Origin of the sequence: Paraburkholderia terricola (genome assembly GCF_900142195.1) — a bacterium.
In the GTDB taxonomy this organism is placed as follows: domain Bacteria; phylum Pseudomonadota; class Gammaproteobacteria; order Burkholderiales; family Burkholderiaceae; genus Paraburkholderia; species Paraburkholderia terricola.
On sequence record NZ_FRAB01000020.1, the window covers coordinates 60,478 to 74,926 of the forward strand.

Genomic DNA, 14,449 nt, shown 5'->3' on the forward strand with positions numbered 1-14,449 from the left:
CCATTCGATTGGGTGTATCACCACCCCCCGGAAGCGCCGTGCGCTAACTGTTTCGAATGCTGTTCGTTCACTCCTCTAGACCGAAAATAACTGAACGGTTCAGAGTTCAAGACGAAATCCACCTTCGAGTTATGAACATAGTGCGCGAAAAACTCGATAGTCGATGTCGCTGCGTTCGTTTCCCAGGCCCGTAGCTTCCATGCTTCAGGTTTGAACGTATAAAAGAAAATTCTTTGCCCGGACAGCACCACGGACTTATTCCCTTCCAACGCCTCGGCGTATGCAGGCGCTTCTTCGTCGATACCTGCCCACATCTGCCGTTTAATAAAACTGTCTTGTAAAGACTGCCCGCCGACTATAGGTTGTTTGTTGCGAGAAAGGGTGCCGCAACTAGAATAGAACATTTGCATATGGCGCTTGATCGATTCTTCGACCGTTAGGCTCTGACCTCCTATGTTCATCGTATATTGCTGGTAGCTCTGGCGCGTCTTGTCGTCCACGGCAAACCGGTGTGCAATCGTTGCGCGTGATGCCTTCAGCTCGTCGAGGCTCATCAATCTGACGCCCGACGAAAGTGATTCTGCAAGCATGTCATTGAGCGGGATACGTGCGTAACTGTCGCTAACGCCTTGCTCATTGGCCGTATATCCACCGCCGACATCTGAGTGCACGCCGGGATAGACTTTCTCGGTCATGCCGGGGCGGTACCGGCCGTTGTCGCGGATCAGGTCGACTGGGAAAGAGAAGCGCAATTCGTGGGCGGCGACGAAATGCACACACCGCTCGACGCACGAGGGAATCTTCAGCTCGCGGTCTTCGAATGGTAACGTCATGTTCTGCGCGGGTAAGCCGAACGAAGCGACGGTATCAAATAAACCCATAAACACGAACCGCACCGGGTAGCCGTCCATCGACATCGATCCGTCCCGAGAAGCGCTACAGCGCTCGAGCAAACGGTTAGCGAACGCTCGCGCCAACGCCGCGCCCCGTGAAAAACCAAAAATAGAGATGTTGATAACTTTAATAAGCCGATGACCTGCGAGCGCCCGATTCAACTTCTCGAAGCTCTCGTTCTGGTTCTCATTGGCGATGCGCGCCACTTCTCCGCCTTGTTTGCGCGCGTTGGCCACCAACGCCTGGGCAAGTGCCGCGCTGAAATCGGTATCTCCTTTACTAAGGCGTCGCTCGCCACCGTCGCCCGCCATCGCCCCAAATAGATGATCTTCACGCCACACATCGATCTTGTCTGTCAGCGGCACAGCGCCGTTAAAAGGCGTGCCGACACCGGAAGTGTAGACGGCATAGATACCGTTTGAGTTGTCGTCCCTTGCGGCATCAAAAAGCCGGGCGACGTTACTCCACTTTTGAAGAGCGCCATCTTCATCCCGGTTATTACCGGTGCCGTCAAAAAAGAACGTCAAGTGGAGAACATCGGAGCAATCCTGCCGAGCGCCAGGCGTTGTTCGTGGTACGTCGCGATTTGAAGCCGCAATCGATCGCACGAGCGCGGATGCGTCCGCGCTCATTGCGCTGTGCCCTTCGAAGGCCGTGAATCAGCAAGCTGTCGGGTAGCTTCTAGTACGACCGTTTGATCGGGATAGATGTGCACTGCGAGAAACTCAGCATCGGATGGTACGCTTGCCAGGCTTGCCTGCGCATGAATGCGCTCCCCGAGACGCGGCGAGTTTTCTGGGCCATCGAGGGTCCAATCGACCGTCATCGACCCCGTCTTGACTTTTACGCAACAGGTGATTTTTCCGCCGGTACCATCGATCCCATACGATCCGTATGAACCACCGGCATATTGACCGTTCACCGATACGTCCGCGATCGCCCGGGGCCAGTAGTTATAGACGACAACCTGCAAGTCCATGGTTTTCTCCGCGCATCCAGTCAACGGCGTTATCACGAGGGCGGCACACATCATTATGCGCGTGAGGCGTGCTGCAAAATTGGCTGCAATATTCATCGATGAGAAGCTCAGTGCACCAAGGCGCTCAGACCGAGGCATCAGATTGTGAAAGTACCGCTGGCAGTTCTGCCATGAAATCGTCGAAGCTAAGGTCTCTTGCCTTAACACGTGCCAGCAAGGCAGCGACGGCCGGCCAAATAGCGAAAGTTTCGCCGAGGGCAAGCGCGAGGCAACAATAGTTAACCAAATCACCCGTTCCTTCAATTCCGTATTCCCGAGCCGTTGCTATCTGCGTCCTTATAAAGGCGTACTGTTGCCCGTGCGGCAAGCGGGTCAGCAAACCCGGCTGGTTCAAGCGGATGTAATGCAGTACGCTGTCCGGCACACTGGCTTCCACTATAAGGTCGACCTGTCGTTGATCGAACGTCAACGGAAGAACGGAGGCCCCCGGATCGCGAGAAGCGGCGCGAGCATCTGGATTCAGAAATTGCAGACGACCAGCTCGGTCCCAGTACCACCAGCTAGAAACCGGAGCAAGAAAAACGCTCCTTTGCGTCTCGGAGAACACGGGACCAGTGACATGCAAAGTCGGGTCTTCTGGGGCGCCCACTAACGCCGCCAATATCATGGGATCCCAGAAGGCAAGCACCATCTCCGTCCGATCAGCGAGCGTCACCTGGAGAAAGTCAGCAAGGTGCTTGCACAGTTCGGCGAGGGACAGTGGCGATGCCAATAGCGTCGCGCACGGAATATGTGGTGCGTGACGATCAAGCCACGCCATGGCATTTAAACGATTGGCCTGTTCAATCATCACCAGATGAGGCGCTACCGCTTTCACATCGGTTCCTGCGTCTTCAAACAAACAGACCACTTGGCTTGCGTTTGAAACCAGCACGTCGGGAAGACGCCGGTCTTGTGCGGGATCGACCAACGCGAACAGAGTGCCGGCTGTCGTCTGGGCGGTTTCAAGCGCCGTCAGGAAGTGGGACAAAAGACTATGCTCCTTTGTTGACGAATCCGGCTCTCGAACTCGCTCGCCTTAGCATACATTCCACGCAGACCGATTGAGGCATGATCGGCAGTTTGTACGGGTGGCTAGCCGGCCCGCTGAACGAATGCTGCGCGCCTTTGATGTCGATCCTTCCAGGAGCGTGAATTTCGATATTGCCACCCGTCATTCGGATATACGCGCCGCCAGAGCTTAAGAGGATTTCGTCCTTCGCAGCGGTCTCGATTTTTCCGGTTGCAGAGATCAGCTTGATCGTCTTTTGAGCAGTAACTTCGATACCGTCGTTGTGCGCTTGAACCTCGATCTTGCCCTTTGCGGCGAATAGCTTCATCCCGGCGTTCTGCACGAACAGACTGATCTTTTGCCCGACACTCGTCAGCAGCGATTTGCCAGTTGCGATGTGCGTGCTCTGGCCACTAACCAGATTCACGTGCCCGCTTGCCGCGATATGAGCCGACTTCTGCGTCGACATCGCGATGCCTGCCGGCGTCGCGAACAGCATGATCGGTTCCTTGAACCCATTGGCGTTTCCCGTGCCGCCGCCCGCCGTGTTGCCGCCGCCTGTCGTGCCCGACACGCTGTTCTGTGTCGCGTCGGTGAAGGACTTCAGCGACTCATAGCCGTCTTTCAGATTTTCGGCCTGATGCGTTTCGCTCGCCTGGCTGAGCGACTCGATCACGCTTTCCGAATTGACCAGTTGGCTGCGCGCGTCGCGCACATCCAGAGGCTGGCTTGATGATCCGGTTGCCGGGTGTGTCGAAACGTACATGCCCTGCGCAGCCCGGACGGCACCGTATGCCTCCGACTTCAGGTCAAAGCCGCTGCCCAGATACGCGCCGCGCGTGTTATCGCTTTGCGCGATCAGATAGCCGAGGTGCAGTTGCGAGTTCGCGCTTGTGCTGTAAAGCTGCACCCGGTTCTGGCCGGTCGCGTCGTCCATCACCATCTGGTTATAGCCGCTGCCCTGATATTCCTTCGACCTGTAACCTGACAGGATGCCGTTCGAATGCCACTCCGGCGTCTTCGCGCCGTTGTAGACACGTCCCGTGACGATTGGCTTATCGCAGTCGCCGTCCAGGAATGAAACGATCACTTCTTCACCGACCCGCGGCACATGCACCGCGCCATAGCTACCGCCCGTGTCGGACTCAGCCACCCGCATCCAGCATGACGCCTTTTCATCGCCATCGTTGAGACGGTCCCAGTGCATGCGCACCTTGATGCGGTTCAACTCGTCAGTAAAGACTTCTTCGTTCTTTGGCCCGGCCACGATTGCCGTCTGGATGTGCATCTTCGGCTTGCGGTGCTCGAATGGACTACGGAAAGGGACGCCCCTGCGCTGCGCTTCGACCGTGGCCATGAAAAAACCCTCACTGCCGTCCGTCGCTTTGACGATCAGCGCTGGATCGCTCGCGTGCTGGGCGCGGGCTGCGGCGATCGTCTGGTTCAGGCTGTGCGGGAAGTCCGTCGTGCCGCTTGATACCGGCAGGTTGTTTTCCACGACCCAGTCCACGGCGATTACCGCGAACTGCCGCTCCTGCTGACTGCCGACGTCGTGCTCCGGGTGGCTTTGCAGCTCGAACCACCGGCCCGCGTCGATGCGGCGCACTGCGCCCACGCCGCGGAAGCGCTTCGCGCGCGACTCCCATTCCTCCATCCGCACTTTCGACAGGTGATCGCCGCGCTCCTTCTGGCCGTACGTGTAGGCGCCCGTGTACTCGTAGACCTCGGCCTGCTGCGGCAGTTGGCCCTGCGTGGTCAGGGTCGGGGTGGTCGTGCCCTTCGGATTCGCCGCCGGGGACGGGGCCTTGTAGTCGAATGTGCGGGTCGAAAGCGTCGTGCTCTGCAGCGTGCGCGTGCCGCTCCACTGCACGAAGGCGTCCGTTTCGCTGCTGGTGCCCGAGCGGTAGAAATCCACCGTCTGCGGGGACAGGGGCGGCAGGCTGCCGATGTCGTCGGTGATGACCAGCGTATGGGATTTGCCGTCCGCGGCCTGCTCGAAGTAGCCGAATAGCCCTTCCGTTTCCAGCAGCCGGTGGCAGAAACTCCAGTCGTCCTCGTATTGCACGCAGAACGAATGCTGCGGCAGTGGATTCCTTAAGGCAAACCGGAATGCGCCCTGTGCCTGTGGATGCAGGTTGAAGACATCGGAGAGAATTTCATCGACCGGTTTATCCTGCCAGATGCGTGCATCTTTCCGGAAACGCAGAAAATGCATCCACGAGACAAAGCCGATCTGATAACTGGTAATTGAACCGTCCGAGCCCAGACGGCGGGCGGTATGGACATAACCGTGGTGCGGGGCATATGACTGGCCGGTCTGCTGGACCCACAGCGTGACCGGCTGGGCGATCAGCGTTTTGAGCTCGATATTGTCGTTGGCTGAAACAGCATCCAGCGTGAATTCATAATCGCGGCCCAGCCGTGAGCGCCCCACCAGCCTTTGCGGCAGAAGGACATTGGCACCCAGCGGCGTATTCAGTTTCAGCAGCCGGTCGCTTTGCAGCAAGCCGCCTTTTATCCCCGCGATTATGTCCTGTGCACCCATACCGCCTCTTGTTATGCAATTTCGCGCCCTGCGCCACTGCGCGATAATACAAAACGTTAGCGGCCTATCGCAATCGATACCCGAAAACAAATGCTAAACCGGAATTTGTTTCGCCTCTTGTCGATGCGTTTTGGGAATCGGCAAAAATGGCTTTCCGCAGAAGAGCCATTGATTGTGCAGATTTTTCCCCGCGCGAAGTATTGCGCAAATTTCGGTCTCTTGTGTTATTCGGGGCTACCCCACCTCCTCCGGCCCTTCGCCAAGTCAAGATCACAGACGCTAATTGTCATTGAATCTAGCGCGCCAGCCCCCCAAACACAGCGTACATGTAACCGGCCCGATCACATACGACTCAACCTTAAAAAACCGGAGAAGCCGTCCCCGCCACCTTCGTACGACGACGATACGCAACGGCTACGAGAACGTCTTCTGGGATGTGAGAGAACCAAGGTCCACTCAATGACCAACATAAACCACCGGAGGCGAATACGAACTCGGCGCCGCTTCCGTACGAGCGCCAGCCTGCGACGATCCATTCGTCGCCGAGCCATACCCGCTGGTTTGAGCCTTGCCGTTCTGCGCGGCGACCCGCGCTTCGGCTGCCTGAATGTTCGCCGGATAGTCGTCGTCGTTCGCAATCGCGGGGTTGTAACCGGCCTTTTCCAGTTGGACCAGTTCGGCGCGGACCTGAGCGCGCGTGACCGGCTGGTCGGATTGAGCAAAAGCGGCGAGCGGCGCGGTAATGAGAGCAGCGATAGCAACAGCTTCGATCAGGGACTTCATGATTCCTACCTCCAGAGATTGTCTTGTTGGGTGCTGAAGACCTGTTTGTCCCCAGCCGTTGAAGACAGTCTAGAAGTCGGAGCGATGAGGGTAAACGCCTAATCCAAACAATCAGTGTTGCGGCAAACGAGACAATGACGCGTCCGGTGCATGCGTGCGCGCCTGGGACGGCGGCACGCGGCCCGCATTGCTTCCGCCCATCACCTGCCGGTCGCTTCTGGGACTCGCGCCGAAGCGCGCCCGATACGTGCGCGAGAAATGCGACGGCGATTCGAATCCGCAAGCAACGCAAATCGACGTAATCGACATATCGGTCTGTTGCAGCAACTCACGCGCGCGGGTGAGGCGCAGTTGCAGATAGAAATGCGTCGGCGTGTCCTTCAGCGACGCGCAAAACAGCCGCTCCAGTTGGCGCCGCGTCACGCCGATTTCCTGCGCGAGCCGGTCGGGCGCGAGCGGCTCCTCCATGTGCTGCTCCATCACGCCGATCACCTGAATCAGCTTGCGGTTGTGGACGCCGTAACGCGCGGCGATCTCCATGCGCTGATGGTCCGAGCGCTGCCGGATGCGGCTCACCACGAACTGTTCCGACACAGCCGAGGCGAGCGCCGCGCCGTGTTTGCGGCCGATCAGGTCGAGCATCATATCGATGGACGCCGTGCCGCCCGCGCACGTGATGCGCCGCTCGCCGATCTCGAACAGTTCCTGGCTCGCGTCCAGTGACGGGTAGCGCTCGCGAAACGCCGACAGCGCTTCCCAATGCACCGTCACGCTGTCCGAGCCGCGCAGCAGCCCCGCTTCCGCGAGCACGAAGCTGCCGGTGTCGATCCCGCCGAGCGTCGCACCGCCGCGTTCCAGGCGTTTCAGCCAGTCGCCGAGCACGCGCGTATAGCAGGCCAGCGGCTCGAAGCCGGCCACGACGAAGACCGTCCGCGCCTCGCTCACCTCGCCGATCGCCGCGTCCGCGTTGATCGAAATGCCGTTGCTGGCCGCTATCGGCGCGCCGTCCAGACTGAAAATGCGCCAGCGGTAAAGATCGCCGCGAAAGCGGTTCGCCACCCGCAACGGCTCCACCGCCGACATGAAGCCGATCGCGGAGAAGCCCGGCAGCAACAGGAACGACATATCTTCGGGCATCGTGCTGAGGACTCGGTGAGGGCCAAAAAGCAGGCGGACGCGGGGTTCCGGCGAGCGTAGCAAGCGGCTCGCGAGCCGGCAAGGCGCGCCAAAATTCCGCCCGCCTGGCAGTGCCGCAGCGCAATGCGCCGCGATACTGGTTTTCCCTCGTTGTCGCATGGGAGCAAGAACGGGTCGCTGATGGTCGCTTTGGCATGAATATGGGGCATTACCGTAGCGTCATTCTTGCAGTTCAGGCCGCGGTTCAGGCCTCACAGCAAGCGGTATCGCGCAGGTCCGTGGCCCGCGTCGTTTCGTTCATTGCGGCCCGGTTCGAAACACGCAGTCGAACGTGTCCAACGTATCCAAAATGTCGAAGGGGAACGTCATGAAGTTCAGCGTCAAAGCCTTGCTTGCCCATCTTGCGTGCCTCGCGGCCGTGCTCGCCGCTTCGCCCGCGCTCGCCCAGGATCCGCCCGCCTGCCGCGCCGTGCGTTTCGCGGACATCGGCTGGACGGATATCACGTCGACCACCGCGCTCGCCTCGACCGTCTTCGAAGGCCTCGGTTATCAGCCGGTCACGACTGTCGCCTCGGTGCCGATCTCGTTCGCGGGTCTGAAGAGCAAACAGCTCGACGTGTCGCTCGGTTACTGGTGGCCGGTGCAGGAAAAAGCGATTGCGCCCTTCGTCGAATCGAAATCGATTCAGGTGCTGCAACCGCCGAATCTGACGGGCGCCAAGGCGACCTTCGCGGTGCCGGGCTATGCCTACGACGCGGGCCTCAAAACCTTCGCCGACATCGCCAAACACCGCGATCAACTCGACGGCAAGATCTACGGCATCGAACCCGGCAGCAGCGCCAACGCGGCGATCCAGAAGATGATCGCCAACAACCAGTTCGGCCTCGGCGGTTTCAAGCTGATCGAATCGAGCGAAGCGGGCATGCTGGTTTCGGTGGACCGCGCGATTCGCGAGAAGAAATGGGTGGTGTTTCTCGGCTGGGAACCGCATCCGATGAACATTCAGATCGACATGAAATACCTCACCGGCAGCGACGGCGTATTCGGTCCGAACGACGGCGAAGCACGCGTTTACACGCTGACGTCCCCCGACTTTCTGACGCGCTGCCCGAACGCCGGCAAGCTCGTGAGCAATCTGCGCTTTTCGACGCAACTGGAAAACGTCGTGATGCAGTCGGTCATGAACAAGGAAAAGCCCGTCGAAGCCGCCAAGGCGTATCTGAAGAAGAACCCGCAAGTACTCGACGCCTGGCTCGCCGGGGTCAAGACCTACGACGGTAAAGACGGCTTGCCGGCAGTGAAGGCTTATCTCGGGCTTTGAGCTTTTCAATCGCGCATTTCAATTCACAGCACAGAGGGACTCGCACGCATGAATCATGAAGTCATCGTGACCTGCGCGGTCACCGGCGCAGGCGACACCGTCGGCAAGCATCCGGCCATACCCGTCACGCCGAAGCAGATCGCCGAGGCCGCCATCGAAGCCGCGAAAGCCGGCGCCACCGTCGCGCATTGCCATGTGCGCGATCCGCAAACCGGCCGCGGCAGCCGCGATCCGCGGCTTTATCGCGAGGTGGTCGACCGCATCCGCTCGTCGGGCACCGACGTCATCATCAATCTGACGGCGGGCATGGGCGGCGATCTGGAGATCGGCCCCGGTGAAGATCCGCTGCGCTTCGGCGTCAACACCGATCTGGTGGGCGGCTTGACGCGGCTCGCGCATGTCGAGGAACTGCTGCCGGAAATCTGCACGCTCGATTGCGGCACGCTCAATTTTGGCGACGGCGATTACATCTACGTGTCGACGCCCGCGCAATTGCGCGCCGGCGCGAAGCGCATCCAGGAACTCGGCGTGAAGCCGGAACTGGAAATCTTCGATACCGGCCATTTGTGGTTCGCCAAGCAATTGCTCAAGGAAGGCTTGCTCGACGCGCCGCCGCTGTTTCAGATCTGCCTCGGCATTCCATGGGGCGCGCCCGCCGACACCACGACGATGAAAGCAATGGCCGACAACCTGCCCTCCGGCGCGCAATGGGCCGGCTTCGGCATAGGCCGCATGCAGATGCCGATGGTCGCGCAGGCGATGCTGCTCGGCGGCCACGTGCGCGTCGGTCTCGAAGACAACATCTGGCTCGACAAAGGCGTGCATGCCACGAACGGTACGCTGGTGCAGCGTGCGGTGGAGATCGTCGAACGGCTCGGCGGCCGCGCGCTGACGCCCGCTGAAGGACGCCGCAAGCTGGGCTTGCCCGCGCGTGGCGAGCGTCAGTTGGAACGGCGTGCGGCGGAACAGTACGCGTAAAACGCGGCGCGTTCGCATGGCTTCATTGAACGCGCATCGGCTTGGAACCTGAGAACTCATAGGCAAAAAAAGGAACGTCAGCAATGGCAGTGATCGTCGATATCAAAACATTTGCCGCCATCGGCGCGGGCGTGATCGGCAGCGGCTGGGTGGCGCGGGCGCTCGCGCACGGACTTGATGTGATCGCGTGGGACCCCGCTCCCGGCGCTGAAAAACAGTTACGCGAGAACGTGGCGAATGCATGGCCGGCCTTGGAGCGCGTGGGTCTCGCTGACGGCGCGTCGCCGGCGAGATTGCGCTTCGTCGATACGATCGAGGCGTGCGTCGAACACGCGGACTTCATTCAGGAAAGCGCGCCGGAACGCGAGGCATTGAAGCTCGCGCTGCACGAGCAGATCAGCCGCGCGGCGAAGCCGGAGGCGATCATTGCGTCGTCCACGTCGGGGCTGTTGCCGAGCGATTTTTACGCGCGTGCGGTGAATCCGCAGCGCTGCATCGTCGGGCATCCGTTCAATCCGGTGTATCTGCTGCCGCTCGTCGAAGTGCTCGGCGGTGAAAGAACCGCCGCGGAAACCGTCGACGCCGCCATGCGTATCTATCGTTCGCTTTCAATGCGGCCCCTGCGCGTGCGCAAGGAAGTGCCGGGCTTCATCGCCGACCGTTTGCTCGAAGCACTATGGCGCGAGGCGCTGCACCTCGTGAACGACGGCGTGGCGACCACCGGCGAAATCGACGACGCGATCCGCTTCGGCGCGGGCATCCGCTGGTCGTTCATGGGGACGTTCCTCACTTACACGCTGGCGGGCGGCGACGCGGGCATGCGCCATTTCATGCAGCAGTTCGGACCGGCGCTCGAACTGCCGTGGACTAAACTGGTGGCGCCGACGCTGACGGACGAACTGATCGACCGCGTCGTGGACGGCACGGCGGAACAGGTCGGGCCGCGCTCGATCAAGCAGCTCGAACGTTATCGCGACGATTGCATTACGAGCGTACTGGCGGCGATTGGCGACGTAAAGGCGCGGCACGGCTTGCTGCCCGCCGATTGATGCGCGAGGAGCGGCATGCCGCGAGGCGTGCCGCCTCGCGTCGATGCATTGCGACCGCGCACTGCCGCCGCCGCTGCATTTCATCCGGGAATGAAGGAGACGATGACCCATGCCGCAAGATGCTTCACTGCCCTGCTATCGCGACACCGTGCGCGCCGAATGGGTCGACTACAACGGCCACTTGCGCGACGCTTTTTATATGCTGATTTTCAGCTTCGCGACCGACGTGCTGATCGAGCAGATCGGTCTACCGGACGCGGTGCGCAAAGCGCGGGGCCGCTCGATCTATACGCTCGAAGCGCATATCAACTATCTGCATGAGATCAAGGAAGGCGCGCAGGTTCGCGTCGATATGCGCGTGCTCGGGGCGGACGCGAAGCGCTTGCATCTCTACCTGGAGATGTTCTCCGGCGATGGCGTCGAACCGGTAGCGGCCGGCGAACAGATGCTGCTGCATGTGGATACCGGCGGGCCGCGCGCGATTGCGTTCGATCCCGATGTGGCGGCGCGTGTGCAGTCGTTGGCGCACGCGCATGCGGTATTGCCGGCGGCAAGATTCGCGGGACGCGTGATCGGCCTGCCCGCGCATGCCGCCGCACAAAAGCACTGACCATGCTCGAACCGGAGATCGCCGCGTTCGTCGCAAGAACCGCTGCGATTTATCCGGCGCATGCAGCTTCATTAGCGCCGCGCGAGCAGCGAGCAATATACGACCGGTATGCGGCTGCGTTCACGCCTCGCTTGCCTGAGGGCGTCGCGACACAAGACGCCGCGTTCCGCGCCCGCGCGGGCCATTCGATCAAGCTACGGCTCTATCGGAATCGCGCAAAAGCGCATGACGCCGCCTCCGGCGTCGTGTTGTATTTCCACGGCGGCGGCTTCGTGCTCGGCTCGCTGGACAGTCATCAGATCGTGACGGCGCGCATTGCCGCCGATACGGGGCTCGACGTGATCGCCGTCGATTACCGGCTGGCTCCCGAACACCGCGCGCCCGCCGCGCACGAAGATTGCCTGGAGATCGCGCGCGCCGCGTTGCAAGGGCGCTTGCCTTTCGATTGCCCCACGCGTCGCGCTCTGCGACTCGCGGGCGACAGCGCCGGCGGCAATCTTGCGGCGAGCGTGGCCATGCGTCTGCGCGACGACGGTGTTGAAGGCGTGCGCGGACTGGCGCTGATCTATCCGATGCTCGGCATCGAACCGCAGATGCCCGCGCGCGAAACCGAGGCGCACGCGCCGATGCTCACGCTCGCCGACGTTCACGCGTTTCGCGATCTCTATTGGGGCGGAGAACAGAGGCCCTATCCGACGTGGACAATACCGCTCGATGCAACACGCATCGACGGACTACCGCCGACGCTCGCAATCGGCTGCGAACACGATCCGTTAAGAGACGACGCGCGCGTGTTTGCGGAACGCATCGATTCAGCCGGCGGCGAGGCGCGCTACTGGCTCGGCGCCGGACTCGTGCATGGATGCTGGCGCGCAATGGATTCGAGTCCCGGCGTTCAGGCATTGCATCATGAAGTGTGCCGTTTTTTGTGTACCTGCTTTGTCGGCTGATCCACTGAAAAATAATCCAAGGGTCAACGCGCTCCACGCTTGCAGGCCAATAGCCACGCGGCCGCAATCCCCAACAGAATGAGACGTGCCTGCCGCACTGGCAGGCATGTGTGGCTGCCACAAGCAGCCGTTCCTGTGAAAGGAAAATCGTATGTTGATGCGTGACGTAATCCCCCATGCTCTGAACCGCGGCTCCGCCCTTCTTTCAGAGAACCCGACGACTACGGCTTCACCCAAAACCTTCCAGCACACGTTCGACATTTATCTCAAGGACTCGAATGCTTTCATGAATACGTATTTCTCGCGCTATTTCGAGTGGCAAGGCGTTTGCCGCGAGCGGTGGTTCCACGAGTGCATACACGATGACTTGCTGGGATCGGACGGCATGTTCGTGACCAAACGCGCGCACCAGGAATACGTCCATGAAACCTTCCCGTTCCAGCGAGTGGATTGCTATCTGAACACCGTGCAGGTCAGGCACTGCTCCGCGTACCTGCTGTTTCGCTTTTGCGTGGACGGGCGGCAGGTTTCGCAGGGCTACCAGCAAATCCTGTATGCCGGGCGAGACCGGAAGATCAGGCGCTTCCCGGATGCGATCGTCGAGCGGGTGAAGGAATATGAACTGCCGTTTTCGGCGCTGACGAATGCCTGATAGCGGGCAATCTTGCGCATGACAGCGCTTGACCTTTAAACCTGACGGATCAACGCCGGCGCCTGGAGCGCGCCGGCGCTGCGCGCGTCGCGCGGTCCGCCGCTGAACCCGGCGCCGGCAATCGCACGGTGAAGGCGGTGTGCGAACCGCGCACCGAACTGCATTCGATCGTGCCGCCCAGAAGCTCGGTTGCGCGGCGGCAAAACGCGAGGCCCATGCCCGCGCCGCTTCCGTGCCGCTTGGTCGAGAAGAACGCGTCGAAGATGTGGGGCAATACGTCGGGCGCAATGCCGGGCCCGGTGTCGCGGAATCGCAGCACGCAGAAGTCCTGCTCCATTGCGGCGCTGATCGTGATCTCGCCGTCGCCGCTCACGCGAATGGCATGAAACGCATTTTTCAGCAGGTTGAACAACACGAAAACCACCAGCGTATCCGAGCCCGAAAAACGCACGGCCGCGTCGATGGGCGTCACCGTCACGCGGGCACGTTCGTCGCCGCGAAACGGATAACGCTCCAACGCCGACGCCACACATTGCTGCAGCGAATGCGGACTGAAACGGCTGCGATCCAGACGATCGAGCGTAAAAGACGCGAGCGCCATTTCGACCATCGCGCTGGTGCCCGATACTTCGCGCCGGATTGCCGCTGCGAGCTGGCTTATGCGTTCTGACTGCCCCGCATGCCCTTGGTCGTCGTAAATGCCGTGCGTGACGGCCAGCCGATAACCTTTGAACACATGCGACCACACGCTCGCGATTTCGTCGGCGTGCATGCCGATGGTCGCGAGCGGCGTCGCGATCTCGTGCGCGATCGTCGCCGCCAGCGCATACGGGTGAATCAGGTGATAGCGAACGATCGTGATCGCGAGAAGCCCCAGGCTCAGCGCGATGAACAGCACGCCTGGCGGATAGAACGGCAGGCCGTAGTTGACGGCGTAATCCACTGCCGCGAACGCATAGAGGCACACGCCCGCAAGGCACAGATCGAGACGCCTGCGTGCTTCGCCGCCGGCCTTCTTGCGGGCGGCGAGAAGAAGCTGCGCGCAGCGCCCCGCAAGCAGCACGGTTTGCGCGACGTGCAAGGGATGCAAAGGCCCCGCGGCCGGATAATAACCAAAGAAGAACCGCCGGTAACCGGCGACCACGAGATCGCCTGGAAGCAGCGCCGCGAGCACCAGACACAGGCCGTAGGACGCGAGCAATACAGGCTGCTCACGGCGCCGCGCCGTCACTTCGGTAATGAAGTGATAGAACGTGGTGGGCAGAAACAGAATGAACAGATAGCCGAGCCTGACCAGCAGGCTAGCGATGTGCGGACTTTGCGTCTGGAACAGCAATGTCCACGTGCCCTGCCACGCAAAGGTCGTCGCGCACATCAAAAGGAATGGCGCGGACAGGCGTGTGATGCCCTGGGTGATGAGTACGTAAAGCCCGAACACCACGAACAACGCGGACACGAAGGCGGTCGGAATGGCGTACATGGGGCTCGACGTGTTGAAGA

General features: G+C 60.8%; 13 protein-coding genes. 6 read left to right on the forward strand and 7 right to left on the reverse strand.

The window, feature by feature from the left end; translation table 11 throughout:
- Nucleotides 1-17: 17 nt before the first annotated feature.
- The 6 genes from BUE39_RS18485 to BUE39_RS18510 all read right to left on the reverse strand — a co-directional run bounded on the left by BUE39_RS18485 (nt 18) and on the right by BUE39_RS18510 (nt 7,389).
- On the reverse strand, nt 18-1,421 hold the full coding sequence (locus BUE39_RS18485) for a T6SS phospholipase effector Tle1-like catalytic domain-containing protein (RefSeq protein ID WP_073430177.1): 1,404 nt from the start codon (nt 1,419-1,421) through the stop codon (nt 18-20).
- 101 nt (nt 1,422-1,522) lie between these two features.
- On the reverse strand, nt 1,523-1,969 hold the full coding sequence (locus tag BUE39_RS18490; protein ID WP_073430178.1) for a DUF3304 domain-containing protein: 447 nt from the start codon (nt 1,967-1,969) through the stop codon (nt 1,523-1,525).
- Nucleotides 1,970-1,997: 28 nt separating this feature from the next.
- Nucleotides 1,998-2,903, reverse strand: a complete 906-nt coding sequence (locus tag BUE39_RS18495; RefSeq protein ID WP_073430179.1) for a DUF4123 domain-containing protein — start codon at nt 2,901-2,903, stop codon at nt 1,998-2,000.
- A 4-nt stretch (nt 2,904-2,907) separates the two neighbouring features.
- A complete protein-coding gene (locus tag BUE39_RS18500) occupies nt 2,908-5,469 on the reverse strand; it encodes a type VI secretion system Vgr family protein (RefSeq protein WP_084561436.1) in 2,562 nt (853 codons plus the stop codon).
- Nucleotides 5,470-5,925: 456 nt separating this feature from the next.
- Nucleotides 5,926-6,252, reverse strand: coding sequence for a DUF4148 domain-containing protein (locus BUE39_RS18505; protein WP_073430180.1), 327 nt, complete (start codon nt 6,250-6,252; stop codon nt 5,926-5,928).
- Nucleotides 6,253-6,363: 111 nt separating this feature from the next.
- Entirely contained in the window at nt 6,364-7,389 is a 1,026-nt protein-coding gene (locus tag BUE39_RS18510) for a GlxA family transcriptional regulator (protein WP_073430181.1), read from the reverse strand.
- Nucleotides 7,390-7,756: 367 nt separating this feature from the next.
- On the opposite strand from BUE39_RS18510, the gene BUE39_RS18515 reads away from it, so the two are divergent.
- The 6 genes from BUE39_RS18515 to BUE39_RS18540 all read left to right on the forward strand — a co-directional run bounded on the left by BUE39_RS18515 (nt 7,757) and on the right by BUE39_RS18540 (nt 12,949).
- Nucleotides 7,757-8,710, forward strand: a complete 954-nt coding sequence (locus tag BUE39_RS18515; RefSeq protein ID WP_073430222.1) for a choline ABC transporter substrate-binding protein — start codon at nt 7,757-7,759, stop codon at nt 8,708-8,710.
- A 48-nt stretch (nt 8,711-8,758) separates the two neighbouring features.
- Entirely contained in the window at nt 8,759-9,688 is a 930-nt protein-coding gene (locus BUE39_RS18520) for a beta-keto acid cleavage family enzyme (protein ID WP_073430182.1), read from the forward strand.
- An 83-nt stretch (nt 9,689-9,771) separates the two neighbouring features.
- Entirely contained in the window at nt 9,772-10,737 is a 966-nt protein-coding gene (locus BUE39_RS18525) for an L-carnitine dehydrogenase (RefSeq protein ID WP_073430183.1), read from the forward strand.
- 109 nt (nt 10,738-10,846) lie between these two features.
- Complete coding sequence (locus BUE39_RS18530) at nt 10,847-11,347, forward strand: thioesterase family protein (RefSeq protein ID WP_073430184.1); 501 nt, start codon at nt 10,847-10,849, stop codon at nt 11,345-11,347.
- 2 nt (nt 11,348-11,349) lie between these two features.
- On the forward strand, nt 11,350-12,297 hold the full coding sequence (locus BUE39_RS18535) for an alpha/beta hydrolase (protein ID WP_073430185.1): 948 nt from the start codon (nt 11,350-11,352) through the stop codon (nt 12,295-12,297).
- Nucleotides 12,298-12,448: 151 nt separating this feature from the next.
- Entirely contained in the window at nt 12,449-12,949 is a 501-nt protein-coding gene (locus BUE39_RS18540) for an acyl-CoA thioesterase (RefSeq protein ID WP_073430186.1), read from the forward strand.
- 49 nt (nt 12,950-12,998) lie between these two features.
- Here BUE39_RS18540 and BUE39_RS18545 read toward each other — a convergent pair whose 3' ends face one another.
- Nucleotides 12,999-14,429, reverse strand: coding sequence for a sensor histidine kinase (locus BUE39_RS18545; RefSeq protein WP_073430187.1), 1,431 nt, complete (start codon nt 14,427-14,429; stop codon nt 12,999-13,001).
- Nucleotides 14,430-14,449: the final 20 nt, after the last annotated feature.